Source organism: Mesorhizobium waitakense, assembly GCF_056431085.1.
This window is the reverse complement of record NZ_JBWKME010000147.1, coordinates 37,612-61,897: the sequence shown is the minus strand read 5'-3', so window position 1 is coordinate 61,897 and position 24,286 is coordinate 37,612. Positions and strand designations below refer to the sequence as shown.

22 protein-coding genes and 1 tRNA gene are annotated in these 24,286 nt (G+C 61.7%); 8 read left to right on the top strand and 15 right to left on the bottom strand.

The features are described from left to right. Positions 1 to 107: 107 nt before the first annotated feature. On the top strand, positions 108 to 2,162 hold the full coding sequence (locus tag AC07FD_RS28915; protein ID WP_478352619.1) for a M3 family metallopeptidase: 2,055 nt from the start codon (positions 108 to 110) through the stop codon (positions 2,160 to 2,162). 78 nt (positions 2,163 to 2,240) lie between these two features. Here the strand turns inward: AC07FD_RS28915 and AC07FD_RS28910 are convergent, their stop codons facing one another. From AC07FD_RS28910 to AC07FD_RS28895, 4 genes are all read right to left on the bottom strand, one after another. Continuing rightward, positions 2,241 to 3,716 (bottom strand): M81 family metallopeptidase, encoded by a 1,476-nt coding sequence (locus tag AC07FD_RS28910; RefSeq protein WP_478352618.1) that lies wholly within the window; start codon positions 3,714 to 3,716, stop codon positions 2,241 to 2,243. Positions 3,717 to 3,841: 125 nt separating this feature from the next. Then, positions 3,842 to 4,666: a carbohydrate ABC transporter permease gene (locus AC07FD_RS28905; protein WP_478352617.1), complete on the bottom strand. Its 825-nt coding sequence runs from the start codon at positions 4,664 to 4,666 to the stop codon at positions 3,842 to 3,844. Then, a complete protein-coding gene (locus AC07FD_RS28900) occupies positions 4,663 to 5,532 on the bottom strand; it encodes a carbohydrate ABC transporter permease (RefSeq protein ID WP_477227603.1) in 870 nt (289 codons plus the stop codon). The genes AC07FD_RS28905 and AC07FD_RS28900 overlap by 4 nt, the downstream gene beginning before the upstream one ends. A 220-nt stretch (positions 5,533 to 5,752) precedes the next feature. Beyond that, positions 5,753 to 6,988 carry an ABC transporter substrate-binding protein gene (locus tag AC07FD_RS28895; protein WP_478352616.1) on the bottom strand — a complete coding sequence of 412 codons (1,236 nt, stop codon included), beginning with the start codon at positions 6,986 to 6,988 and terminating at the stop codon, positions 5,753 to 5,755. A 181-nt stretch (positions 6,989 to 7,169) separates the two neighbouring features. On the opposite strand from AC07FD_RS28895, the gene AC07FD_RS28890 reads away from it, so the two are divergent. From AC07FD_RS28890 to AC07FD_RS28880, 3 genes are read left to right on the top strand one after another with little or no spacing between them, the layout of a single operon-like run. Beyond that, positions 7,170 to 7,982 carry an SDR family NAD(P)-dependent oxidoreductase gene (locus AC07FD_RS28890; protein ID WP_478352615.1) on the top strand — a complete coding sequence of 271 codons (813 nt, stop codon included), beginning with the start codon at positions 7,170 to 7,172 and terminating at the stop codon, positions 7,980 to 7,982. Then, positions 7,979 to 9,046, top strand: a complete 1,068-nt coding sequence (locus tag AC07FD_RS28885; RefSeq protein ID WP_478352614.1) for an ABC transporter ATP-binding protein — start codon at positions 7,979 to 7,981, stop codon at positions 9,044 to 9,046. The genes AC07FD_RS28890 and AC07FD_RS28885 overlap by 4 nt, the downstream gene beginning before the upstream one ends. Positions 9,047 to 9,056: 10 nt before the next feature. Beyond that, on the top strand, positions 9,057 to 9,938 hold the full coding sequence (locus AC07FD_RS28880) for a MurR/RpiR family transcriptional regulator (RefSeq protein WP_477284625.1): 882 nt from the start codon (positions 9,057 to 9,059) through the stop codon (positions 9,936 to 9,938). Positions 9,939 to 9,954: 16 nt separating this feature from the next. On the opposite strand, the gene AC07FD_RS28875 is transcribed toward AC07FD_RS28880, so the two are convergent. Then, a complete protein-coding gene (locus AC07FD_RS28875; RefSeq protein ID WP_478352613.1) occupies positions 9,955 to 10,269 on the bottom strand; it encodes a DUF167 family protein in 315 nt (104 codons plus the stop codon). Between the two features lie 13 nt (positions 10,270 to 10,282). Further along, on the bottom strand, positions 10,283 to 10,573 hold the full coding sequence (locus AC07FD_RS28870) for a YggT family protein (protein ID WP_478352612.1): 291 nt from the start codon (positions 10,571 to 10,573) through the stop codon (positions 10,283 to 10,285). Positions 10,574 to 10,733: 160 nt separating this feature from the next. Here AC07FD_RS28870 and AC07FD_RS28865 point away from each other — a divergent pair. Next, positions 10,734 to 10,809, top strand: a tRNA-Ala gene (locus AC07FD_RS28865). 309 nt (positions 10,810 to 11,118) lie between these two features. Here AC07FD_RS28865 and ccoS read toward each other — a convergent pair. Genes ccoS through ccoN form a run of 8 tightly spaced genes read right to left on the bottom strand, consistent with a single transcriptional unit; the run spans position 11,119 to position 18,080 of the window. Further along, positions 11,119 to 11,265 (bottom strand): cbb3-type cytochrome oxidase assembly protein CcoS, encoded by a 147-nt coding sequence (gene ccoS, locus AC07FD_RS28860; RefSeq protein ID WP_095084125.1) that lies wholly within the window; start codon positions 11,263 to 11,265, stop codon positions 11,119 to 11,121. Continuing rightward, positions 11,262 to 13,559: a cation-translocating P-type ATPase gene (locus AC07FD_RS28855; protein ID WP_478352611.1), complete on the bottom strand. Its 2,298-nt coding sequence runs from the start codon at positions 13,557 to 13,559 to the stop codon at positions 11,262 to 11,264. Before AC07FD_RS28855 ends, ccoS begins: the two co-directional genes overlap by 4 nt. Before the next feature lie 37 nt (positions 13,560 to 13,596). Next, positions 13,597 to 14,379: a DUF2189 domain-containing protein gene (locus AC07FD_RS28850; RefSeq protein ID WP_478352610.1), complete on the bottom strand. Its 783-nt coding sequence runs from the start codon at positions 14,377 to 14,379 to the stop codon at positions 13,597 to 13,599. Between the two features lie 53 nt (positions 14,380 to 14,432). Then, complete coding sequence (locus tag AC07FD_RS28845) at positions 14,433 to 14,663, bottom strand: hypothetical protein (protein ID WP_478352609.1); 231 nt, start codon at positions 14,661 to 14,663, stop codon at positions 14,433 to 14,435. Further along, on the bottom strand, positions 14,660 to 15,541 hold the full coding sequence (gene ccoP / locus AC07FD_RS28840; RefSeq protein WP_478352608.1) for a cytochrome-c oxidase, cbb3-type subunit III: 882 nt from the start codon (positions 15,539 to 15,541) through the stop codon (positions 14,660 to 14,662). Before ccoP ends, AC07FD_RS28845 begins: the two co-directional genes overlap by 4 nt. Then, positions 15,532 to 15,699, bottom strand: coding sequence for a cbb3-type cytochrome c oxidase subunit 3 (locus AC07FD_RS28835; protein ID WP_478352607.1), 168 nt, complete (start codon positions 15,697 to 15,699; stop codon positions 15,532 to 15,534). Before AC07FD_RS28835 ends, ccoP begins: the two co-directional genes overlap by 10 nt. After that, on the bottom strand, positions 15,696 to 16,433 hold the full coding sequence (ccoO, locus tag AC07FD_RS28830) for a cytochrome-c oxidase, cbb3-type subunit II (protein ID WP_478352606.1): 738 nt from the start codon (positions 16,431 to 16,433) through the stop codon (positions 15,696 to 15,698). The genes AC07FD_RS28835 and ccoO overlap by 4 nt, the downstream gene beginning before the upstream one ends. A 3-nt stretch (positions 16,434 to 16,436) precedes the next feature. After that, positions 16,437 to 18,080 (bottom strand): cytochrome-c oxidase, cbb3-type subunit I, encoded by a 1,644-nt coding sequence (ccoN, locus tag AC07FD_RS28825; protein WP_478352605.1) that lies wholly within the window; start codon positions 18,078 to 18,080, stop codon positions 16,437 to 16,439. 295 nt (positions 18,081 to 18,375) lie between these two features. On the opposite strand from ccoN, the gene AC07FD_RS28820 reads away from it, so the two are divergent. Beyond that, complete coding sequence (locus AC07FD_RS28820; protein WP_478352604.1) at positions 18,376 to 20,019, top strand: SulP family inorganic anion transporter; 1,644 nt, start codon at positions 18,376 to 18,378, stop codon at positions 20,017 to 20,019. Positions 20,020 to 20,068: 49 nt separating this feature from the next. Here AC07FD_RS28820 and AC07FD_RS28815 read toward each other — a convergent pair whose 3' ends face one another. Next, on the bottom strand, positions 20,069 to 21,619 hold the full coding sequence (locus AC07FD_RS28815) for a CYTH and CHAD domain-containing protein (RefSeq protein WP_478352603.1): 1,551 nt from the start codon (positions 21,617 to 21,619) through the stop codon (positions 20,069 to 20,071). A gap of 103 nt (positions 21,620 to 21,722) precedes the next feature. Here AC07FD_RS28815 and AC07FD_RS28810 point away from each other — a divergent pair, with 103 nt between their 5' ends. Then, positions 21,723 to 23,384: a SulP family inorganic anion transporter gene (locus AC07FD_RS28810; protein WP_478352639.1), complete on the top strand. Its 1,662-nt coding sequence runs from the start codon at positions 21,723 to 21,725 to the stop codon at positions 23,382 to 23,384. A 48-nt stretch (positions 23,385 to 23,432) separates the two neighbouring features. Then, positions 23,433 to 24,257 (top strand): polyphosphate kinase 2, encoded by an 825-nt coding sequence (gene ppk2, locus AC07FD_RS28805; protein ID WP_478352602.1) that lies wholly within the window; start codon positions 23,433 to 23,435, stop codon positions 24,255 to 24,257. The last annotated feature ends 29 nt before the right edge of the window (positions 24,258 to 24,286 follow it).

The following is a 24,286-nucleotide window of genomic DNA, read 5'->3' as shown; positions in this document are numbered from 1 at the left end:
CGGTGGCACTGTTGCGCGCGGCAAACCTGCGCCCTACATCGGTACAAACTCTCCCTGCCCCCGCCTTCACCAGCGTCCGGCCTGCCTTCACCAAGGAAAGATTGTCCATGCATTCCACGAAAGCCGTCGACCTCGCCATCCATCCGCTGACCGCGTGGCAAGGGCCGCTCGGCCTGCCTGATTTCACCCGCATTGGCGACGACGACTTTGCCCCGGCCTTCGACGCGGCGCTGAAGGAGCATGAGGCGGAGATCGAGGCGATCGCCGGCAACAAGGACGCGCCGACCATCGACAACACGCTGCAGGCGCTGGAACTCGGCGGCGAGGCACTCGACCGTGTCTCGTCGATCTTCTGGTGCCGCGCCGGCGCCCACACCAATGAGACGTTCCAGGCACTGGAGCGCGACATCTCGCCAAAAATGTCCAGGCATTTCTCGGCGATCTCGATGAACGAGCGGCTGTTCGCCCGCATCGACGACCTCTACCAGCGCCGCGACAGCCTGAAGCTCGATGCCGAGACGCTGCGGGTGCTGGAGAAGACCTGGAAGGGGTTTGTCCGCTCCGGCGCGAAACTCGACGCCGACGGCAAGATGCGGCTGGCAAAGATCAACGAGGAACTGTCCTCGCTTGGCACGAATTTCGGCCAGAACGTGCTTGCCGACGAGCGCGACTGGTCGCTGTTCCTCGACGAAGCTGACCTTGCCGGCCTGCCGGACTTCCTGAAAAGCTCGATGGCCGAAGCCGCCGAGATGCGCGGTCAGAAAGGCCGCTATGCGGTCACCCTGTCTCGCTCGATCTACGAGCCGTTCACGACCTTCTCGGAACGCCGCGACCTGCGCGAGATCGCCTTCCGCGCCTTCACCATGCGCGGCCAGAATGGCGGCGCCACCGACAACACAACTGTTGTGCGCGACATGCTGAAGTTGCGCGCCGAAAAGGCAAAGCTGCTCGGCTACGGCTCGTTTGCCGCGCTGAAGCTCGACGACACCATGGCCAAGACGCCGAAGGCAGTGCATGCGCTGCTCGATCCGGTCTGGGAGAAGGCAGTGGAAAGGGCCGCCGCCGACCAGAGCGAACTGCAGCGGCTGGCGGCGCAGGCCGGCAGCAACGAAACATTCGCCGCCTGGGACTGGCGCTTCTATCAGGAGAGGCTGCGCGCCGAAAAGTTCGCCTTCGATGAGGCCGAACTAAAACCCTATCTGCAGCTAGACCGCGTCATCGACGCCTGCTTCGACGTGGCGACAAGGCTGTTCGGCATCACCTTCGAGGAAAAGCAAGGCATTGCCGTATGGCATCCGGATGCGCGCGTCTTCGTGGTAAAAAACGCCGATGGCAGCGAACGCGGCCTGTTCCTCGCCGACTATTTCGCGCGTCCATCAAAGCGCTCCGGCGCCTGGATGAGCGCGCTCAAGTCCGGGTACAAGCTTGGCCACGGGTCGAAACCGGTGATCTACAACATCATGAACTTCGCCAAGCCGCCGGCCGGCGAGCCGGCCTTGCTGTCGGTCGACGAGGCGAGAACGCTGTTCCATGAATTTGGCCACGCGCTGCACGGCATGCTGACCGATGTAACCTGGCCGTCGGTTTCCGGCACCTCGGTCAGCCGCGATTTCGTCGAATTGCCCTCGCAGCTCTACGAACACTGGCTGACCGTGCCGGCGGTTCTGGAAAAGCACGCGCTGCATGTGAAGACAGGCAAGCCGATGCCCAAGGCGCTGCTCGACAAGATGCTGGCGGCGCGCACCTTTGGCGCCGGCTTCGCCACGGTCGAATTCACCTCTTCGGCGCTGATCGACATGGCCTATCACGCGCGGCCGGATGCTCCGGAAACGCCACTTCGTTTCGAAGCCGAAACGCTTGATAAGCTCGACATGCCGGACACCATCGCCATGCGTCATCGAACCCCGCATTTCGGCCATGTGTTTTCCGGCGACGGCTATTCGGCCGGCTATTACTCCTACATGTGGTCGGAAGTGCTCGACGCCGATGCCTTCGCCGCCTTCGAGGAGACCGGCGATCCCTTCAACCCCGGTCTCGCCGAGAAGCTGAGGAAAAACATCTACGCCGCCGGCGGCTCGAAGGACCCCGAAGAGCTCTACACGGCGTTTCGCGGCAAGATGCCGTCGCCCCATGCGATGATGGTCAAGCGCGGGCTGGTGTAGCGCCTGTTTCGTCCTTCTCCCTGGGGGAGAAGGACAGGCCCCGAAAGGTCGCGACACTGGCAATCCCTTACCCCAGCTTCATATCGCCCACGGATCCGCCACCCTCGGCCAAACCGGCCGCGTCAGCTTGGTGTAGTTGGTCACCGCCGGATTGCTTGGATAGGAACTCGGCGCCGAGACATAGATGATCTCGGCGGCGATCGGCTCGAAGCCGGCGTAGAAATGGTTGGTCGACTTGATCAGCAGGATGTCCTTGGCCATCGGATCGACACCGATGTTGGAAAAAATATCCGGTTCGAAGGTCTGCGTGCGATTGGTGTTGAGGATGATGTCGACCTCGGTGCCTTCGATGCGCACCAGCGCCGTCGGCCCGAGCGTCACCCGGCTCGGCCCGAAACTCTGCCAGCCCTCCGGAACGGCCTTCAGCACCCGCACCCGCGCGTCGATCGGCTCGCCGGCCTGCGGGCCGGCCTTGCCACCGAAACGCAGGTCGATGACGGCACCTTCGCCTCCCGCCAGGCAGAAGGTCACCGCGATCGGATCCCAGATCGTCGCCACGCCGACATTGCTCAGGCCGCGCGCCAGCATCTGGCGCAGCACGATGGTGCCGTCGCCGGGCACGCCGCCGCCCGGATTGTCCCAGATGTCGGCGATGACCACCGGCTTGCCCGGGTTTTCAGCGCACACAGCCAGCGCCCGATCGATGCCGTCAGCGGCGCTCAGCATCGTCATCGCCGTCTTTTCGCGCAGCGCGTAGAGTTCTCGCCCCAACCGTTCTGCCAGCGCATCGCCCTTGGCCTTGTCGTTGTCGGTGACGACCAGGATGCGCGTGCCCATTTCGGCCACGTCGGCCGCCATGAAGCCGTGGACGATCGAAATCGACAGCACGCCATCTCTGCCATGCAGCGCCTTGATGCGGTCGACGAAGGAGCGCATCGGCTCGCGGCTGGTCGGCAGCACCTGGATCATGCGGCAGTCGAAGGTCGAGATGACAGGCCTGATCTCACCACGCGCCGCGGCGAGGCTGAGCTCGACGACATGTTCGCCACGCTCGTAGAAATCGGTGTGGGGGAACTCGAGGAAGTAGGCCATGATGTCTGACGCGGCGACACGCTTGGGTGTCAGATGGCTGTGCGGATCGAACTCAGAGGCGATCACCACCTTCGGACCCACCATCTCGCGGATTCGTTCGAGCAGGTCGCCTTCGCAATCGTCATAGCCTTGCGCCACCATGGCGCCATGCAGGCCAAGAATGACGGCATCGACCGGCAGTGCCGCCTCGAGCTGGCCGAGGATCTCGTCGCGCAGCGCCTCATAGGTCTGCCGCTGCACCAGGCCGCCGGGCTCCGCCCAGGTGGCGGTGCCCTCGATGACGGTCAGGCCTTCGGCCGCCGCGCGCCGGCGCAGGGAGACCATCGGCGAGGAACACAGCGTCGGCGTCTCCGGATGCTTGCCGGGTCCGGCATAGAACGCCATCTCGAACGATGCCCGATCTGTCGGCACCGGCGAGAAGGTGTTGGTTTCCGTCGCCAGCGAGGCGGTGAAGATGCGCATGAAAACTCCGTGGATGCTGCAGCAATTCCCTGAAAAGTACGAAACGGTTTTCCATCCGGAATTGTGTCAAAACAAAGAGATAGAGCGGTTCTGCGTTTCCGTGAAACGATGAACCGCTCTGGCGGCTATTTGACCGCCCCGAGCGCCAGCCCCCTGACGAGGTAGCGCTGCAGCCAGATGAACAGGATCGCCACCGGCAAGGTCGCCAGCAGCGTGGCGGCCATGACGTGGTGCCATTCGATGGTGTATCGGCCGGCGACCAGCGAAAACACCTGGATCGGCAGCGTGTAGCTTTCCTGGCTGCGCAGCATGGTGAGCGCCACGACAAATTCGTTCCAGGCATTGATGAAGGTGAAGATGGCGGTCACCGCGATCGCTGGCAGGCAGAGCGGCAGGGACACCTTGCGCAGGGTTAGCCAGCGGCCGGCACCTTCCATCCAGGCCGCTTCCTCGAGATCGCGCGGGATGGTGTCGAAATAGCTCTGCAGCATCCATACCGTGAAGGCGACGTTGAAGGCCATGTAGATGAAGCCCAGCGCCGTGGTGCTTTCGACCAGGCCCCAGGCCGCCATCAGCCGGAACAGGCCGAGCACCAGCACGATCGGCGAGATCATCTGCGAGATCAGTAGGAACTGGCGCAAGGCGCCGTAGCCGGCAAAGCGGAAGCGCGACATAGCGTAGGCCGCCGGAACCGAAATCAGGATGGCGCCGACGGTGGCGATAACAGACACGTAGAGCGAATTGAGCAGCGCCTGGCCGAAGCCGGTCGCCACCCACATGTCGGAGAAATTCGACCAGCGGAATTCGCTCGGCCACCAGGTCGGCGACAGCACTTCCTGCCTCGGCTTGACGGCAGTCAGGAACATCACCGCAAAGGGAAAGATCGTCGCCACGATCAGCGGCGCCAGCAGCAGCCAGGCAATGATCGAACGCTTCAGCTTACTCGTCATCCGCGTTGCTCCCGCATCGCCAGCCGCACATAGATCATGGTGAAGACCAACAATATGGCGAACATCACCAGCGAGACCGCGGAAGCCTCACCCAGTTTGCCGATGCGGAAGGCCAGCTTGTAGAGATGGGTGACCAGGATGTCGGTCGAATTGGCCGGCCCGCCCTGCGTCATCACCCAGATGATCGGGAATGAATTGAAGACGTAGATGGTGTTGAGCACGATGGCGATGTTGATGAACGGCTTCAGAAGCGGAAAGGTGATTTCGCGGAACTGCTGCAGCGGTGTCGCGCCTTCGAGTGCTGCCGCCTCGTAAAGGTCGTCTGGGATCGACGACAGACCGCCGAGGAAGATCGTCGTCGTGAACGGCACCGTCACCAGGATGCCGATCAGCACCTGCATCGGAAAGGCGGTCTCCGCGCTCGCCAGCCACTGGATGTTGTGGTCGATGAGGCCAAGGCCGATCAGTGCCGAGTTCAGCATGCCGCTTTCGCCGCTCAGCGCCCAGCGCCAGACCACGGCGGTCATGGTCAGCGACACCGCCCAGGGCAGCATGATGATGACGCGGGCGATGCCGCGACCATAGAAATCGGTGTTGAGGATCATCGCCACCGGGATCGACAGCAGCAGCGCACCACCGACAACCAGCACCGTCCACTGGCCGGTGCGCCAGAGCGCGGCCATGAAATCGGGATCGGCAGCGAGCGCCGCGAAATTGGCGAAGTCGTTGAATTCGCGAAGCTGGCCGAAACGGCTGACCTCATGCGTCGAGATCTGGATCAGGTCCCACACCGGCCAGAAGATGACGACAGCCGCCAGGAACAGGCTGGGCAAGGTCAGGAGATAGGGCAAGAAGCGATTTTGCATCGGCTGACCTAGAGCAATTCCGGGAAAAATGGGGTGCGGTTTTCCGTCCGGGATTGCGTTGAAAACTGAGAGATAGAGCGGTTCGGCGTTTCCGTTGCACGATGAATCGCTCTGTGGCGAATTCGAAATTCGCGTCGGAAAAATGCGGCGCGCCCGATCGTCAGGACGCGCCGCGGGCGCGGGAGAGACGCCCTATTTCTTCAGCCCTATTTCTTCAGCCCTATTTCTTCAGCACTGCATTGGCCTTGGCAGCGGCGTCCTTCAGCGCCGCCTCGGGTTCGGCGCTGCCGAGATAGATCTTCTGCATGGCGTCCGACGTGATCTGGGCGACTTCTTCCCAGCCGGGGATGATCGGCGCGAAGCGGGCGTCGGGCAGCAGCGCGGTGAACGCCGCCAGATCGGCGTTGTTCACATAGTAGTCCATTTTGGCTTCTTCCTTGTTCACCGGCAGGAAGCCTTCGCCTTGCGTGAACTTGGCGCGCTGCTCGGTGGTGAACAGGAAATCGAGCAGCTTCCAGGCCTCGTCCTTGTTCTTGGAGTTCTTGAACATGATGATGGAATCGGTCACGCCATAGGTGCCGCGCGCACCGGTCGGTCCGGCCGGAATGGCCGCCACGCCGTATTTCAGGTTCGGCGCCTCGTCCTTGATCTGGTTGGACAGGAAGGGTGCCGTGATCATCATGCCGACCTTGCCCTGCTTGAACAGGTTTTGCACATCCTCGCGGTTGTTGGAGGTGACGCCCGGCTCGGTCAGGCCCTCGTCGATCATCGACTTGTAGAGCTTGGCGGCCTCAAGCGCGCCCGGCGTGCCAAGGCCGGAAGTGCCATCCTTGTTGAGGATTTCGGTGCCTTGGGACCACATCGCATAGTAGTAATAGACGTCGGTCTCGATCTCCTTGCCCTGCAGGCCGAAACCGAAGGTGCCGGAACCGAGCGCCTTGATCTTGCGCGCGTCTTCCTGCAACTCGGTCCAGGTTGCCGGCGGATTGGCGATGCCGGCTTTCTCGAACAGCTCCTTGTTGTAGTACAGCGCGCGCGCCGAGGCCGCGATCGGCAGGCCGTAGGTCTTGCCGTCCATGATCGACGGCGACAGGAAGGTGTCGATGAAGCGGCCCTTGAAGTCGGGCGTGATGTAGCTGTCGAGCGGCGCGGCGACATCCTGCTGGACGAAGTCGATCAGCCAGCGCGTGCCGATGATCGACAGATCCGCATTGGTGCCGGCGGTGATGTCGGTGGTCAGCTTCTGCAGCAGCACTTCCCACGGCACCACTTCGAACTTGACGGTGATGCCGGGGTTTGCCGCCTCGAATTCCTTCTTGACGCTGTCGAAATAAGGGCCAGTCTTGGCGCTGTACTCGGCAACGGTGACGCGCACCTCGCCCGCGTTCGCCTGCGCCGCAAATGCCAGCATGCTCATTCCGGCCATCAGGCCGACAGTCCATTTTGCAAGGCTCATTTGATGTCTCCCGTTTTGATTTTGCGCCTGCGCGCCTCTTCGCGACCGGCGCAGAAGATTTATGTTACTTTCCTACATTATCGATGATTTCAGGCCTTGCAAGCGGATTATTCTGTTGCTTAATTACATTTCATGGACTAGGCCGGATACGATTGTCAGAGCTCCCTAAGGATGATGCACGGTGGTTTCGCAAGCCGAATTCGAAGGCAGGGCCAAGTTCGAAAGCAGGGCCGAGTTCGAAGGCAAGACTGTCGTCGTGACCGGAGCTGGCGGCGGCCTCGGCACCGCCATCGTGGCACTGATGGCGCAACGGGGCGCCAGGGTCATCGGTTGCGACCAGTCCGGCGAAGCGTTGAACAGCCCGCACCTTGCCTCCGGCCATGTCTTCGACCTTCTCGACCGGGCGTCGATAGACGCGGCGATCGCCACGATCCTCGACCGGGATGGCGTGCCCGACATTCTCGTCAACAATGCCGGCTGGACGCGCGCCGAGACGCTTTCCGCGCTCACCCCCGACAAGATCGAGCGGGAACTCGACCTCAACCTGACCGGCGTGATGACTTTCGCCGATCCGCTGGTCAGGGCGATGGCCGGCCGAGGCTCGGGCAGCGTCGTCTTCATCTCCTCGGTCAATGCCATCGCGCATTTCGGCAATCCCGCCTATGCTGCGGCCAAGGCCGGCATCAATGCCTATGCCAAGGCGATCGCCGTCGAACTCGGCCGCAGCGGCCTGCGCGCCAATGTCGTCTGCCCCGGATCGATCCGCACCGCCGCCTGGGATCACCGCCTTGCCAAGGACGCCGAAATCCTCGGCAAGCTGCAGCGGCTCTATCCGCTCGGCCGCATCGTCAACGCCTCCGAAGTGGCTGAGGCGGTGGCCTTCCTTGCCTCCGACCGCGCATCGGGCGTAACAGGCGTGGTGATGCCGGTGGACGCTGGGCTGACGGCCGGTTGCCTGCCATTCATCGACGACATATTGGGAGCGTCACCATGACCGATGTCGAGTTCCGCGACCTGTCGAAATCCTTCGGCCAGCACAAGATCCTTGAAAACGTCAGCCTCGACATCAAGAGCGGCGAGTTCGTCGTGCTGGTCGGGCCATCCGGCTGCGGCAAGTCGACCCTGCTGCGCATGCTGGCCGGGCTGGAGACGATCACCTCCGGCGATCTGTTGATCGGCGGCGTGCGCGCCAACGCGCTGCCGCCGCAGCAGCGCAACATCGCCATGGTGTTCCAGTCCTATGCGCTGTTTCCGCATCTGAAGGCGTCGGACAATATCGGCTTTGGCCCGAAGATCCGCGGCGAGGCGCGCGCCACGGTCGACGCAAAGGTCAAGAAGGCGTCAGGCGTCCTCAATCTGTTCTCCTATCTCGACCGCTATCCCCGCCAGCTATCCGGCGGCCAGCGCCAGCGCGTCGCCATGGGCCGCGCCATCGTGCGCGAACCGTCGGTGTTCCTGTTCGACGAGCCCTTGTCCAACCTCGACGCGCAATTGCGCGTGCAGATGCGCGTCGAGATCAAGGCGTTGCACCAAAGGCTGAAATCGACGATCGTCTATGTCACCCACGACCAGATCGAGGCCATGACCATGGCCGACCGCATCGTCGTGATGGACCGCGGCAGGATCCAGCAGGTCGGCGCGCCGCTGGAGCTCTATGACCGACCGGCCAACAAATTCGTCGCCAGCTTCCTCGGCTCGCCTTCGATGAGTTTCGTTTCCGGTTCTCTCAAAACAACGCCTGAGAAAACCTGGTTCGAGTCGACAGGCGGCGGGCGGCTCGCGCTTGCCGGCAAGCAGGTGTCAGCGGGTAGTGCGGTGGAGGCTGGCATCCGGCCCGAACATTTTGTTATCAGCGCGGCCGCCGACGCGATGGCGATCAAGGTGGATGTCGTCGAGCCGACCGGCTCCGAAACCCATGTCTATGGGGCCATCGGCACCGACACGGTGCGCGCCGTGTTCCGCGACAGGGTGCCGGTCAGGCCGGGCGACGTGCTGCCGGTGAGCGTCGGTCCCGGCAACATCCACCTGTTCGACAAGGCGACGGGTCTGCCCGTATGAAAACACGAATATGAAGACGCCGGCCGACATCATCACACGCCTGCAACTGATGTTGCAGGACGGCACGAAGTCGGATCGCAAGCTGGCCGCCTTCGTGCTTGCCGACCTCGATCTGGTCTCCAAGGCGGCCATCTCGGAAATTGCCGCCCGCGTTGGCGTCAGCGAGCCGACGGTGACCCGGTTCTGCCGCAACCTCGGTTGCGAGGGCCTGCGCGACTTCAAATTCTATCTGGCGCAAGCCATCGCCATTGGCGGCCAGTATCTGTCGCCGGAGCCGTTGAGCCGCGACGCCCGCGAACAGCGCATCGCTTCCGCCATCACTGAGGCGGCGATTGCCGCCATCCAGCGCGCCAGTGAAAACCTCGACATGACGACGCTGGTCGCCGTCGCCGCGCGCATCGCCGTCTCCGGCAACGTTCTGTGCATCGGGTCGGGCGGCATTTCCTCGATGATGGCGACTGAGATGCAGAACCGGCTGTTTAGGCTGGGCGTTTCGGTTCTGGCGCAGATCGACGGACAGCTGCAGCGCATGTACGCCGCCGTTGCCACCCCTGACACCACGCTGATCGCCTTTTCGGTTTCCGGCTATGCCCGGTCGGTCATTGATGCGGTGCAGGTTGCCCAGCAATATGGCGCCACCACCATCGCCATCACGCCGCCTGACTCGGCACTCGCCAAAGCCGCTGACACGGTTATTCATTTCCAGTCGCTCGAGGACGGCAACATCTACAAGCCGACATCGTCGCGCTACGCACTGCTGTCGATCGTCGACATGATCGTCACATCGGTCGCCGAAACACGCGGACCAAAGGTTTTGGAAAACCTGCGCCGCATCAAGCAGAGCGTGAACACGTTGAAAGTCGACGATCCACGTCTGCCGCTCGGCGATTGACCTCCCGACGGCGGCATCAGGACTGGCGGCCGAGCGCCTCGATGCTTTTCGCCAACATCGCCGGATCACCTGAAATGCGCAGGGTTTTCAGTCGCGCCGTGCCGCCGGCGACAACCGAGACGGCGGACCCCGGCACGCCCAGCGCCCTGGCGATCAGCTTTTCGAGGGCTTTGTTGGCAGCACCGTTTTCCGGCACGGCACGGACGCGAGCCTTGAGGTGGCTTCGCCCGTCCGCCGTTTCCACGCCTTCGAGACTGTCCCGTGCTGCCTTTGGTGTCAGCCGGACGAAGAGATCGATGCCATCATCGCGCAGGCGGAACGGGGCGCTCATGCAATCGTCTGGCTCACAGGACCAGAGGCGCCACCGTGGTGAGAATGAACTGCCTGAGGAAAAACAGGACCAGAAGCAGGATGATCGGCGAGATGTCGATGCCGCCAAGGTCCGGCATGAAGCGGCGGATCGGCCGCAACGCCGGCTCGGTCAGCCGGTAGAGCATGTTGCCGATGCTGCCGACGAACTGGTTGCGCGAGTTGACGACGTTGAAGGCATAGAGCCAGGAAAAGATCGCCGAGGCGATGATGACCCACCAATAGAGGTCGAGCGCCATGACGATTGTTTGAATGAGGGCGAGCATGCCGGTCTCCAATTGTTGCCGACATGTAGCCATTGCAGGCGAAACCGGCAAGGGCCGCCGTCCTCCGCGTGCTGCCTGACGCCCGGCAGCCGCGGATTTCGGCAAAACGCCGCCTTGACAGGAAAGCGCGGCGCCCGATAAATGCGCCCATCCGCTGGACGGGGCTGTAGCTCAGCTGGGAGAGCGCGTCGTTCGCAATGACGAGGTCAGGAGTTCGATCCTCCTCAGCTCCACCAGCGGATTTTGACGAACCTTTGGCCACAGTACCTGCTCGGAAAAGCCTCGTGTTGTCCGAGGCTTACACCCTTTGCTCTTTGGTTCGGCCGTGACTGAGTCCAGATCTCGAGGCCTTCTGCAGGTGTATTTGCTTCCCGTCTCCCCGGGTCCATTTCCGTGCCCACAATTTTCCAAGGAAGATGCGAAGCAGACCTTTCGACAACCCCCCGCAGGCTGCCGGTCATCTCGGTCGAAACTTTTCCTAAACTGGCCCTTTGAATTTGAATCGTGGATCGACCGTCCGCAAGAAGGTTTGCTTCCTCGCTGTTTCATTCCTGGTCGTCATCCATAAGGATTCGCTCGGCCGCCCCGTCGAGATCGTCATACTGTCCTGAACGCAGCGCCCACATGAAGGCGGCGAGCCCTGCAAGGCCCATCAGAATTGCGATCGGCACGAGAACGGACAGGTAGCTCATGATCCTGTAGCCATCGCTTGAATGTTGGCGTGAGTCGATGCGGCTTGCCAGCGGGGCGGTTTTCCAGATGGGCGATTGCTGAGACGAAGAGCGTTGGACACAACAACAATCGAAGACAGCGACATCGCGACCGCTGCCACAAGTGGAGTCACGTGACCGAGGATGGCGACCGGTACCGCGATGATGTTGTAGCCGATCGCCAGCGTGAAATTCTGGCGAATCAGGATTCCTGCATTGCGCGAGATTTCGAGAGCGTCCGTCACAGCCGAAAGACTCTTGTGCAGGAACACGAAGTCCGCGGCGTTGCGGCCGACATCGGCTGCCGTCGCGGGCGCCATAGACACGTGCGCGGCCGCAAGCGCTGGAGCATCGTTCAGGCCGTCGCCGACCATCAGAATCGTGCTTCCGGCCTTGCGCAGTTCGGCGATGCGCGCAACTTTTTCGGATGGAAGCAGGTCCGGCATGAAGCTGTCGATCCGGAGAGATGACGCCAGTTCTTCAACGACGAGTCGTCGGTCCCCGGAGAGCATTCCAACAGCAAGGCCTTGCTGCTGCAACCGACTGACCGTCTCTCGAGCATCAGGACGATTGCCGTCCTCGAATACGAAGCTGGCCAACGGCGCTCCGTCCTTCACGAGAAGCGAGACGGAGAAAGCGCGACCCTCGGAATTTGCGACCTCGTGGCCAAGCGCCCAGTCCGGTCGGCCGAAACGATAGACATCGTTTCCCGCTCGCGCTTCCAGTCCACAGCCCGGATGTTCCGAAATGCGGTCGAACTCCGGAAATGCCTGACGGCCGTTTTGTCCAGCGTCCGCGATCGCCACAGAAATTGGATGCCTGGAACGGGCGGCGATCGCCGCCGCCGTTCCCAGGGCAGACGGTTCGATGTCGCTGGCATTGACGAGCCGCGGCTTTCCAAGTGTCAGGGTTCCCGTCTTGTCGAAAAGCACCGTGTCGACTTCCGCAAGCCGCTCCAGCGCCGAGCCGTCCTTGACCATGATACCTTTCTCGAAGAGACGGCGCGCGGCCACGACCTGGACGATCGGCACGGCAAGGCCCAGCGCGCAGGGGCAGGTGATGATCAGGACGGCTATCGCGATCGTGACCGACGCGTGCCAATCGTCGGTAGCCGATATCCAGCCGAGGAACGAAAGCCCGGCGATTGCGTGAACCACCGGAGAATAGAGTGCGGAGGCCCGGTCGGCCAGCCGGCGGTAACGCGCCCGTCCGCCTTCGGCTGCCTCCATCATCCGGACCATTTCGGCAATGAATGAGTTATCCGCACGCGCAGTGGTCCTGACCGTCAACGGACCCGTAAGGTTCATCAACCCTGCCAGGATTGTGGTCCCTGGTCCGGCGTATTTTGGTGAGGCCTCGCCCGAAACCAGCGAGCAATCGAGTTCGGAAGCGCCTTCCATCACAACCCCATCGAGAGGGATACGATCGCCAGCGACAACGAGTAAGGACGCTCCGGGCTCGATCTCGCCAACCGGCACGTAGCGCCGTTGGCCATCAGCTTCGATGACCGTTGCGCCGGCGGGCGCCAGCCTGGCCAGGCCAGACACCGCCGAGCGCGCCTTTTCGCGCATCACATGATCGAGTGTACGGCCGATCAGCAGGAAGAACAGAAGCGATGTCGCAGCATCGAAATATGCATGAGGTGCGTTGTGAACGGTGTCGTAAAGGCTAAGCGCGAAGGCAAGTGTAACACCGACCGATATCGGCACGTCCATGTTGGTCCGTCGGTGGCGAAGCGCAGACCACGCAGAGGCATAGAAAATCCGCCCCGAGTAGATCAACGCAGGTAACGCAAGCACCGCCGATATCAAGTGGAAGGCTTGGCGTGTGCCCACATCGGCGCCCGACCACACAGATACGGACAGAAGCATGATGTTCATCGCCGAGAACCCGGCAACCGCGAGGGCCCGGATGAGCCGCGAATACTCAGGATTGCGTGGATCGGATTCGGTCGAGAATACATGTGCATCGTAGCCGGCGGCGCGCAGAGCCCCGATCAGATCGGGCGAGCTGATTTCCGCCGCACGCCAATTCACCGTGACGCGCTTCATAGAGAGGTTCACGCGGGCAAATTCCACACCGGGCAATGTCGACAAGGTTCTTTCGACCGAGGCGATGCAGGCCGCGCAATGGACACCGGGGACCGAAAGTTCGATCTGGCGGGCGCCGTTACCGAGATCACGGCTGGCCAGGCGGATTTCCTCCGCCGGGTTCGACCCAGGATCAATCCCGGCGATCGACAACGCCGCCTCCGCACCGGGCGCGCAACAGCTCATGAGCCATCAGCCTTTTGCCGCCTGAGCACAGCCGACGTCATTTGATCGCCTTGTAGGCGTGCCACGTGGCGTGCCCGAGCAGCGGAAACACGACGATCAGGCCTATCATTGCCGTCAGCAATCCGATCGCGGTCAGCACAAGCACAATCGCGCCCCAAGCGATCATGACAGGCCGATTGTTCCAGACGCGAGAGATGCTCATGCCCATTGCCGTAAAAGCGTCCGTCCGCTCGTCGAGGAGCATCGGGACGGAGAAAACGCTGATCGCAAAGGAAAACGCCGCGAAAACCCCGCCGACGACGGTGCCCGTTACGAGCATGGCCCAACCGATGCCCGTGGTGAACAGCATCGAAGCAACATGGTCGAGGCCTGGAAACGGCCGCAAACCAAAGAACAGCGCGAAAAGAATGACGGCGGCGCGCATCCACAGCAAGGCCAGCCCCAGCATGATGACGCCGGTGAACAGGACCTGGGCGCCGGAGGCTGGCCTGACGAAGATCATGCGCCACAGCGAAACCGGTTCGCCGGCCTCGATCAGCCGGCTCTTTTCGTAGAGACCAATGGCGACAAGCGGACCGACGACCATGAAGGCAGCGATGGCGGGAAACAGGATGTAGTCCAGACCGAGGAAGAAAAGGCCTGCGACGATCGCGACTGAAACGATGAACACAGAGAGACCATAGGCAAGGCTGGAACCAGGCTCTGCCATGAGGTCACGCCAACCGGCGCGCAGCCAGCCAAGGGGGGCGCCGGCTGGAAGATGGCGATTGCGGGCCCCCACGAAGGTGGCGCCATCGCCTGCCAAATCGACATTGCTCATTGCGATGTTCCTTCCTACCCTGCCTTGTTCATTGCCGTTATTTCGCAAGGCCTTCAGCAAGCCGGATCGGCGGCTTGGTAGAGGCCTCCTGGAATGTCGGATCGTGACACCTTGCTGTGTGGAACGCAGTCCGGCTGCGACATGATTGCCATGTAGAGGAAATGCCCGTTAGCAGCGGTGAATGTGGCTAGTCCAACGACAACCAAGACGATCGCCAGGGCTTTGCCGCGCCAGAATGCTCTTGGAGCGATCCCTGTTTCTGTTTTTTCAGCGGCGACCGTCACGATCCTTTCTCCGAAAGTGACAGGACAAAAAGTGTGAGGATCTTGCGTTGGGTCGTCGAAAGGCGCTGCTCCCAGGACGGCATCTGTCCCTGATGCCCCGAATAGATCGACGTGTGGATCGACTCGCTGTCTCCCCCATAGATCCAACTGGCATCGGTGAGATCAGGAGCGCCGACGTCTTGTTTGCCTTTGGCATCCTCTCCATGACAGGCGACACAGTTCGCGACAAAGACTTCCTTTCCGCGAGAAACGGTTTCAGGCGAAGCGACGGTCGTTTCGGTCGACCCGCCGAGAGACTGAACATAGGCACGCACATCGTTGATCTGTGGTAGGTTGAGGATTCCGTCACGGCCGAAGGCGAGCATCTGCGAGACCCGTGTTTCGTCATGCGCTGAATTGATCCCAACGCGTAGCGTTTCGGCGATCGTCTCTGGATTGCCGCCCCATAGCCATGCGGCTGCTGTCAGGTCGGGAAACCCTTTACCTCCCGTGCCACGAGCTCCGTGGCATGCCCCGCAATTGTCCTTAAAAAGCGTCGCTCCGGCTTCATGCACGGTTTCCATCAGCGCCGGATCGGCCCTGATCGCCGCGAAATCCATCTCGTCAATCCGCTTCGTCCATACCGTGCGTTCGGCGGTGGCCTCTTCGACCTGGCGTTCGACCGTCGTCTTCTGGTCGATCCCGAGCAGGCCCTTCGTGTAGGTCCGGCCCAAAGGCCAAGCCGGCATGAGAATCCAGTATCCCACCGCGAACAGGGTCGTGACGACTAGAAAGAAAATCACGACCCGCGGGACTGGGGTATAGAGCTCCTTTATGCCGTTCCATTCATGCCCCGTCGTTAGCTGGCCGCTGACGGGATCGCGTTCGCCTACTTCCATGGCTTGTCGTCCTCATCGAGGATGCTCTTCTTTGCCTTGTGGAACCGCCCTAAGTTCGAAGGCCAGAAAACATAGATCAGGACGCCAACTGCCATGCCGATCAGGTAGAACAGCCCCCAGCTTTTCGTGAAGGCGACGACGGTGTCATGGAGGATCATGTTGCAGGCTCCGCGGCTGCCGCCTGCTTGTGGGCAGCGTCGGTCAGGTGGCCAAGGATCTGGAGATAGGCGACCAGCGCATCCATTTCGGTGATGGTCGCCGGATCGCCGTCAAAAGCCCTGACCTGCGTTGCTTCTCCGTAGCGCTTGACAACGCCGGCGGCGAAATCACCATCGGCTGCGGCTTGGCCGAGCGCATCCTGGGTCGCATTGGCAATCATGTCGTCGGTATAGGGAACGCCGACATCTCTGAGAGCGGCCAAATGCTCGCCGAGGTCGTCGATCCTGAGCGCATTGCGCTGCAGCCAGCCATATTTCGGCATGACCGATTCCGGCACGACGTCGCGGGGATTGATCAGGTGGGCGACCTGCCAGGCGTCAGAATATTTTCCGCCGATGCGGGCCAGATCCGGTCCCGTGCGCTTTGATCCCCACAACATCGGATGATCGTATTTTGATTCAACGGCGAGCGAATAAGGACCGTAGCGTTCGACTTCGTCGCGCAGTGTTCGGATCATTTGAGAATGGCAGGCGTAGCAACCTTCGCGCGTGTAGATGTCGCGCCCAGCCTGCTCCAGCGGGGTGTAGAGCCGCATGTCCGGCACGTTCTCGACCGTGTCGTCGATCGTGAACAGTGGAGCGATCTCGACAAAGCCGCCAATGCTGGCGACGACGACGATGGCCAGAACGAAGCCCATGGCGTTGCGTTCAATCTTGCGATGAAATTCGGCCATGTCCTACTCCCCCGGCGCGGACGCGAGCCTGGGCTCGGGGAGGTCTGCGGACTCCGAGGCGACCTCCGCCTCGCCACGGATCGTCATCCAGATGTTGTAGGAGCCGACGACGGCGCCCATCAGGAACAGCAGGCCGCCAAAGGCGCGCGCGATGTAGTAGGGATGCATGGCGACCATAGACTCCACAAAGGAGTAGGTCAGCGTTCCGTTCTCGTTGTAGGTCCGCCACATTAAGCCTTGCAGAATGCCGGAATTCCACATCGCGAAGGCGTAGATAACCGTTCCAATAATGGCCAACCAGAAATGGACTTCGACCAGCCGCGCCGAATACATGCGCTCGCGCTTCCAGAGCCACGGAACGATACAGTAGATCGAGCCGAACGTTATCAGCGCGACCCAGCCAAGCGCGCCGGCGTGTACGTGTCCGACGGTCCAGTCAGTGTAGTGGGATAGCGAGTTGACCGGGCGAATGGCCAGGAACGACCCCTCGAACGTGGTCAGTCCATAGAAAACCGCCGCGGCCATCATGAAGCGCAGGGTCGCGTCGTCGCGAACCTTGTACCAGGCGCCGTTAAGCGTGGCGAGTGCGTTGCCGGCCGATGCCCAAGAAGGCACGAGCAGCACCAGCGAGAACGTCATGCCAAGAGTCTGAACCCATTGCGGCAGGGCCGTGTAGTGCAAGTGGTGGGAGCCCGCCCACATATACATGAAGGTGATGCCCCAAAAGCTGATGATCGAAAGCCGGTACGAATAGATCGGCCGCCCGGCCCGCTTCGGCAGGTAGTAATACATCATGCCGAGGAAGCCGGCCGTAAGGAAGAATGCGACGGCGTTGTGGCCGTACCACCATTGGATCATCGCATCCTGGACGCCCGAAAACGCGGAATAGCTCTTGGCGTGTCCGAACGATACCGGGACGGCAAGATTGTTGACGATGTGCAGGATCGCAACGACCAGGATGAAGGCCATATAGTACCAGTTGGCGACGTAGATGTGCGGTTCCTTCCGCCGCGCGAGCGTGCGTAAGTAGATGGCGAAATACGTCACCCAGACGATGACCAGCCAGATATCGGCGTACCATTCGGGCTCGGCGTATTCCTTGGATTGTGTCACGCCCATGAAGTAGCCCGTCGCCGCGACCACGCAGAACAGATTGTAGCCGATGAGCACGAACCATGGGCTGAACTGGTCCGGCAGCCGCGCCCGGGATGTGCGCTGGAGAACGTGGAAGGAGGTAGCGATCAGGGCGTTGCCGCCAAAGCCGAAGATGACGGCGCTGGTATGGGCGGGGCGCAGGCGGCCGAAGCTCGCCCATGCGGCATCGAAGGTCAGGTCCGGCCATGCGAGCAAGCTTGCGACCCAGACGCCGAGGAACATGCCGACCACCGCCCAGGCCATGGTGAGCACAATGCCGACCTTGCTGGGGTCGTCATAGTAATGCTCCAGCCGTTCTGGAGACGGCTCCGGTGCGTAATACGCGCCGAGCACCACAAAAATGAGACCACAGCAAATTGCCAAAACGATGAAGCCATGCACGCCGATTGGGTCTGCGCGCCCGGCGGCAGCCATGGCCAGCCCTAGGAGGGCGACAAGCGAGAGAACAACGATCGCAAGCTGGCGTTCGCCTGTTGTGAGCTGTGCAACCATATCAAGTGTCCCCCACTTAGTTGAACACAAATACGCCTACGCGCATTTATATGATCCCCTTGTTACCGCATTGTCCAGAATAGTTTCGGCTGCCCGGCACCACTGGATCGCCCGCCCGTCAAGCTGCCGCTGCCTCATCCGCTTTCATTTGAAGGCGGACCGCACTGCCAACTGATTAGAGCCCAGGACGGTGCGTAATTGAGCGCCCTTCCTTGCCGAGGAGTTACGCGCTATGTTGAGAACCCATAACTGACATCAACAAGGTCGCTCGATTAACGAGCGCTGGCAAAGCGGCGTGAGAACTCCCTCGGTCGTTGCAGTCCAACGCCTCGATGTGGTCGCAGGTCTGACGGCCGCAGCCGTCGTCCTGCCTAAGGCGATGGCCTACGCGACGGTTGCGGGCCTGCCGGTAAGTATCGGGCTTTACACGGCGTTCGTGCCGATGATCGTCTATGCGCTGCTAGGCACATCGCGTGTCCTGAGTGTAAGCTCTACGACCACCCTTGCGATCCTCGCCGGGACACAGCTCGGGCTCGCAGTTCCGGACGGTGACCCGGGCAGGCTGATCACCGCGACTGCGACGCTCACCGCGCTGACCGGAGCCCTGCTGATCGGGGCCTCCGTGCTTCGCCTCGGGTTCATCGCCAATTTCATCTCGTCTCCCGTTCTAACCGGCTTCAAGGCCGGCATCGGCCTTGTGATCGTACTCGATCAGGTGCCGAAGCTGCTTGGCGTGCACATTGCGAAGGAAGGCTTCCTCCGCGACATTTTGAGTGTGGCGCACCATTTGCCCGACATGTCGGTGCTCACTCTGATCATTGCCATCGCGGCAATACTCGCGCTGTTGGCCATGGAGCGGCTCTGGCCCCATTCGCCAGCTCCCCTGGTCGTGGTGAGTGCCGGGATCGTGCTTTCGTGGTTCCTTGGCTTGGATTCCTTGGGTGTTGCCACCGTGGGGTTCATTCCACAGTCGCTCCCGTCGGTCACCTTGCCCAGTCTCAGCCTTGTCCAGCAACTCTTGCCCGGCGCTCTCGGCATCGCATTGATGAGCTTCACCGAAACGATCGCCGCCGGCCGAGCCTTTGCCGACCCCGCCGAGCCACCCATCAAGCCCGACCGCGAGCTTCTTGCAACTGGCGCCGCCAACCTGGCAGGCGCTTTGTTCGGCGCCATGCCGGCGGGGGGTGGTACCTCCCAGACCGCCGTGGTCCGCGCGGTCGGCGGACACACGCAGATGGCGTCGCTCGTCACGGCCGCCGCCGCAGCGGCCACCATGCTGCTACTTGCCCCTCTGCTCAGCCTGTTGCCGCAGTCCGTGCTGGCGGCAATCGTGATCGTCTACTCGATTGGACTAATTCAGCCGGCCGAGTTCATCTCCATCCGCAAGGTCCGGCGAATGGAGTTTCGATGGGCGCTGGCGGCCTTCCTTGGCGTGCTTGCCTTCGGCACGCTCCAGGGCATCGTCGTGGCGATTGTCCTGTCGCTGGCGGGCTTGACCAGTCAGGCGGCGAACCCAAACGTCTACGTTATCGGCCGCAAACGGGGAGCCGACCTACTCCGGCCGTTGTCGTCCGAGCACCCGGACGACGAGACATTCGAGGGCCTGTTGATCCTTCGGCCTGAGGGACGGCTCTTCTTCGCCAATGCTCAACGGGTCGCGGATCGGATCCAGACCCTGGTCGCCGAGCATAAACCGCGTGTCCTCGCGCTCGACATGAGCCGGGTTTTCGACATCGAGTATTCAGCCCTCCAGATGTTGATGGAGGGTGAACGCCGCATGACTGCGCAAGGCTTGACGTGTTGGCTGGTAGGGCTGAACCCCAGCGTACTTGAATACATCCGGGCCTCAGGCTTCGCCAATCGGCTGGGACCCGAGCGCCTATTTTCCAATGTTCGGGCGGCCATTCAGCATTATACGACGCGTTTCAACCAAGACTAATTAGGCACCCATTGGCGCTTGTGTCAGACATGTCGGTCGCGGTGCCGAGTTACTTCCAGAAGGGGCGGATCTCATCCAGGTTTTCCCACAAGGTTTTTGCGCCAGCCCAGCCGAATTCGGCACGCGCCTGGCTCGCCCCGATCACCCATCCGATGGCGCGTTGCGCGGTCGGATCGCCGGCGCCGTGCGCTTCCGCCCCCGTCAACATGGCTCTGACCATCGCCGCGTCGTTCAGGTCGCCGAAGACCGCCTGAAGTTTCTTCAATTGCTTCAGGAACTGTTCAACACGTTTCGCCGGGTACAAGGGAGAGAAGAACTCAACCGCATAGCGCAGCGTCTTCAGCTCTTTCCGCAGGTCGTGGCGTTGCTCAACCGTCAAGGTCTCAAGTCCGTGCGCGCGCTTGCTAACCTTTTTCCAGCGCTTGCTGAGTGCCTTGCCGGCCAACTCGACGACCGGCGCTGCAAGCCGCTCGGTCTGGCCAAAATCCTGAGGAACGAGCCAGCCTCGCGCCTCCACGAACCGCGCTAGGTCGATCAGGAACGCCTGCACGCGCGCCTCGGGGAGAAGCTTGCGAAGGTGATCACGCTGCCGCCCCGCCTGCCGCGAGAGAGCATCGGCCAGGGGCGGCAAACCCGGTTCATCCACGTGGGCCTCGGCCTCCCGTCGCACGATGTCGTTCGCCACCACGTCGATATCCCTGAGACGCCCGACCTCCTGACCAAGCCAGCGGGCTTCCATGTTGAGCCGCGTCATTTCCGGGCTCTTCAGAACGGAAACGCAGGCAGAGAACGCGCTTCGCAATCGACGCAGGCCGATCCGCAACTGATGCGGCCCTTCGGGATCGTCCAGCTTTCGGATGACCACGACATTCGTGGCGATCTGCTCGAGGCACTCGCGAAGGACGTCGCGTGCCGCCTGCTCGGCGATCTGAGCCCGATCGAGCGCAACGTCCTCGGCATTGCGGGGCGCGAGCGGCGGGTCGATCCATCCCTGTTCCGCGAGGAGATAGCCGCGCGCCGCCTTGGAAAGGCAGGAGAACCTCAGGCCCCCGTCTGGAAACAGTAGATGCGCGATGTCGAACAGTCCGCCCAGGCTGCCCTCGATGAGTTCGATCTCGAGTTCACGCAACTCGGCCGAGCGCTCCCCCGCGTGGATTTCGCCGATGTCTATTGCCAGTTCCGCACGCGTGCCGTCCTCAAGGGACAGCTCGCTGACGGAACGCCTGATCACGGTCTCGCAGACGGGCTCAAGCGGCGCGCCGTTCACGCGGCGAATGACCTCCTCCCGGACCGCTGCGTCGGGAATCGCTTCGAGACATGGCCGTCCGCCCGGAGCCGGATTCTCCACCTCGCCAACCTCCGACAAGCCGCCATGCAGCTCTGGCTTGGTCTTGACGGTCTGTATCCAACGTCGCCCGTCGCGCCGGAGTCTGAGCGCGACTCCTGCCTTCTTCAGCGCATGACCAGGGGTGTCGAGATAGATGCTTCTGAGCGTCCTGGTTTTCGGGTGGCCAGTAGCCAGCTTAAGCGCCTTCACGCGCGCGCTCAGTTGGGTCGACGTCGGTTCGTCGAGGAGAAATTTTAACTCGATCTCGCTCATGACTGATTGTTGTCAGGCCTTTTACAAATCTGTAGACTTAGTTTACGCATAATAAAATTGCTATGCCAGCTAAGGATTCAACCCGGTGGGCGTGCGCCTTCCCATGCCTACAAGCCTTTCCGGTTATCAACTGGGCTGGGTGCGAAGCGATGTTTCCGCCGGGCTTGCAGTTGCCGCGGTTGGGCTTCCCAGTGCCATCGCCTACCCCGCGATAGCGGGCCTGCCGCCAGAGACCGGCATCTACGCGAGTATCGCGCCGCTGGTGGCCTACGCGATCTTTGGCCCCTCGCGTCAGCTCATAGTCGGCCCGGACGCGGCTACGATGACGGTGCTCGCGGCGGTTTTAGTTGCCGTTACAGCGAGCGTGCCAGTCGGGCTCGAAGTGGACCGAACAGCGGTCGCAGCAGTCCTTGCGCTTGGCGTTGGGCTGTTGTGCCTGGCGGCGTGGGTGCTTCGGCTCGGCGTTCTTGCGACCTTCCTCTCGCGCCCCATTCTGACGGGGTTCTTCATCGGTATCTCGTTTTCGATCCTGATCGGGCAAATCGGTCGCTTCACCGGAGTCAAGATCGAGGCGGAAGGCCTGCTCGGACCGGTCCTCGAACTTCTGCGCAAGGCCGGATCGATACATTGGCAGTCTCTCCTGCTGGCCATGGGGATGTTCGGTTTGTTGCAGATCGTACGGATCATGCGTTTTCCGGTTCCCGGGCCAGTGCTGGTTGTGGTCCTCGCCGTAGTGCTTTCAGCCGTCTTCGACTTTGAAGGACGCGGCATTGCCGTAGTCGGCGATATTCCGACAGGGTTGCCCTCGTTGTCGTTGCCAGCGATTGCTGGCCTTCCGATCCAGACGCTGGTCCTCGGCGCTGCGGCGATCTTCGTCGTGAGCTACGGCGCCGGCATCATTACGGCCCGCAGCTTTGGGGCAATAGGCGGCTACCCGGTCGATCCAAATCGCGAACTCATCGGATTTGGCGCTGCGAACATAGGCGCGAGCCTTTTCGGCGCCTTCCCGGTTACGGCCTCCGACTCGCGCACGGCGGTTAACTTGTCCGTTGGCGGACGCTCGCAAGTTTCGAGCATCGTGGCTGCCGCGGCCCTGATCGCGACACTGCTGTTTCTCGGGCAGACCCTAAGGATTATCCCGATCCCTGCGCTCGGGGCGATTCTTGCGGCTACTGCAATCAGCCTGATCGATCTCGCGGCCCTTAGGCAGATTTGGCGCATCAGCCGCATGGAGTTCGTCTTCGCGCTCATCGCGATGTGGGGTCCGATCGGTCTGGGCGTGCTCAACGGGGTCGTCATCGCGATCGGTGCGACGCTCGTCTATGTTCTGCGCAAGCTGATGTTTCCCCGCGACGCCATGCTCGGCCGTGTTCCAGGCCATGACGGCTTCTACAAACTGCATCGAACGCCCGAGGCCCGTCAGGTGCCCGGCCTTGCTGTTTGCCTTGTCCAGGGCAGCCTGCTGTTCTTCAACACCGATTACGTCGCATCGCGGCTGCGGTCCATTGCCGAGGAATTGCCGATCGACACCCGCTGGCTGCTGATCGATGCAAGTGCAATTTCCCAGATCGACAGCTCGGCAGCGGCAATGCTGGAGGAGCTATTTGACGAATTGCGCAATCGCGGGATCAGGTTTGGCCTAGCGGACCTTCATGCCGAAGCGCGGGACATCCTTGTTCGGGCCGGCGTGATCGAGCACATCGGCTCCGACATGGTTTTCGACATTCTCGAAGACGCGTATCATGCGTTCGAGGCCCGCGCATGACAGTTCAAGGAATTTGCACCGTGTGAGTTGTGTTGAAGGGAGGAACCCATGGGTAAGAAGAAGAACAAGTCGGCCGTCGTATCTGAGCATGTGGAGGAAAAATCGGAAGGGAAAAATTATGCGAAAGAACTCGCCCGGTTGCATATTGAGCTTGCTCACCTTCAGGCTTGGGTGAAGAAGACTGGCGCCCGCATCGCGATCGTTTTCGAGGGCCGTGACGCCGCCGGGAAAGGGGGAGTGATCAAGCGCCTGACCGAGCGGGTCAGCCCGCGGGTGTTCCGGGTCGTCGCGCTGCCGGCGCCGACCGATCGGGAGAAGACCCAACTCTATATGCAGCGCTACTTCGCGCACTTTCCTGCGGCAGGCGAGGTCGTCATATTCGACCGCTCCTGGTACAACCGTCCCGGCGTCGAACGCGTCATGGGTTTCTGCAGCGACAAGCAGGCGCGACGCTTTCTCGAACAGTTACCGACTCTTGAGGCCGCCATTGTAGAAGGCGGCGTAACGTTGCTCAAATACTTCCTCGATGTGAGTGAGGAAGAGCAGGAACGGCGTTTCCGGCAGCGCGCCGACGACCCCCTTCGGCAGTGGAAACTGAGCCCGATGGATGTTGAGTCATACAATCGTTGGTGGGAGTACACCCACGCCTACAACGAAATGATCCGTGCAACAGACACAAGGCATGCGCCCTGGTGGATCGTGCCGTCGAACGACAAGAAGAGCGCGCGCATCAACTGCATCTCCCACATTCTGAGCTCAATCCCCTATGAGCGCGTCGAGTACGAAAAACCGAACTTCAGCAAACGCCAAAAGCGACCCGACGACTTCGTGGACGATGCGACTCCGCGCAACGTGGTTCCGGACGTGTTCTGACCAGCCACTTCAGAAACCACCACCGGTTT

Excerpts from the sequence above, each read along its gene's own strand:
- ccoS (WP_095084125.1), bottom strand. The coding sequence starts at position 11,265 with ATGAGCTACCTGTCCGTTCTCGTGCCGATCGCAATTCTGATGGGCCTT.
- AC07FD_RS28870 (WP_478352612.1), bottom strand. The coding sequence starts at position 10,573 with ATGCTCGCCCTCATTCAAACAATCGTCATGGCGCTCGACCTCTATTGG.
- AC07FD_RS28880 (WP_477284625.1), top strand. The coding sequence starts at position 9,057 with ATGAAGACGCCGGCCGACATCATCACACGCCTGCAACTGATGTTGCAG.
- ppk2 (WP_478352602.1), top strand. The coding sequence starts at position 23,433 with ATGGGTAAGAAGAAGAACAAGTCGGCCGTCGTATCTGAGCATGTGGAG.
- AC07FD_RS28900 (WP_477227603.1), bottom strand. The coding sequence starts at position 5,532 with ATGCAAAATCGCTTCTTGCCCTATCTCCTGACCTTGCCCAGCCTGTTC.
- AC07FD_RS28855 (WP_478352611.1), bottom strand. The coding sequence starts at position 13,559 with ATGAGCTGTTGCGCGCCCGGTGCGGAGGCGGCGTTGTCGATCGCCGGG.
- AC07FD_RS28835 (WP_478352607.1), bottom strand. The coding sequence starts at position 15,699 with ATGATCCTCCATGACACCGTCGTCGCCTTCACGAAAAGCTGGGGGCTG.
- AC07FD_RS28810 (WP_478352639.1), top strand. The coding sequence starts at position 21,723 with ATGCCTACAAGCCTTTCCGGTTATCAACTGGGCTGGGTGCGAAGCGAT.
- AC07FD_RS28895 (WP_478352616.1), bottom strand. The coding sequence starts at position 6,988 with ATGAGCCTTGCAAAATGGACTGTCGGCCTGATGGCCGGAATGAGCATG.
- ccoO (WP_478352606.1), bottom strand. The coding sequence starts at position 16,433 with ATGGCCGAATTTCATCGCAAGATTGAACGCAACGCCATGGGCTTCGTT.
- ccoP (WP_478352608.1), bottom strand. The coding sequence starts at position 15,541 with ATGGAAGTAGGCGAACGCGATCCCGTCAGCGGCCAGCTAACGACGGGG.
- AC07FD_RS28850 (WP_478352610.1), bottom strand. The coding sequence starts at position 14,379 with ATGAGCAATGTCGATTTGGCAGGCGATGGCGCCACCTTCGTGGGGGCC.
- AC07FD_RS28905 (WP_478352617.1), bottom strand. The coding sequence starts at position 4,666 with ATGACGAGTAAGCTGAAGCGTTCGATCATTGCCTGGCTGCTGCTGGCG.
- AC07FD_RS28885 (WP_478352614.1), top strand. The coding sequence starts at position 7,979 with ATGACCGATGTCGAGTTCCGCGACCTGTCGAAATCCTTCGGCCAGCAC.
- AC07FD_RS28815 (WP_478352603.1), bottom strand. The coding sequence starts at position 21,619 with ATGAGCGAGATCGAGTTAAAATTTCTCCTCGACGAACCGACGTCGACC.
- ccoN (WP_478352605.1), bottom strand. The coding sequence starts at position 18,080 with ATGGTTGCACAGCTCACAACAGGCGAACGCCAGCTTGCGATCGTTGTT.
- AC07FD_RS28875 (WP_478352613.1), bottom strand. The coding sequence starts at position 10,269 with ATGAGCGCCCCGTTCCGCCTGCGCGATGATGGCATCGATCTCTTCGTC.
- AC07FD_RS28910 (WP_478352618.1), bottom strand. The coding sequence starts at position 3,716 with ATGCGCATCTTCACCGCCTCGCTGGCGACGGAAACCAACACCTTCTCG.
- AC07FD_RS28915 (WP_478352619.1), top strand. The coding sequence starts at position 108 with ATGCATTCCACGAAAGCCGTCGACCTCGCCATCCATCCGCTGACCGCG.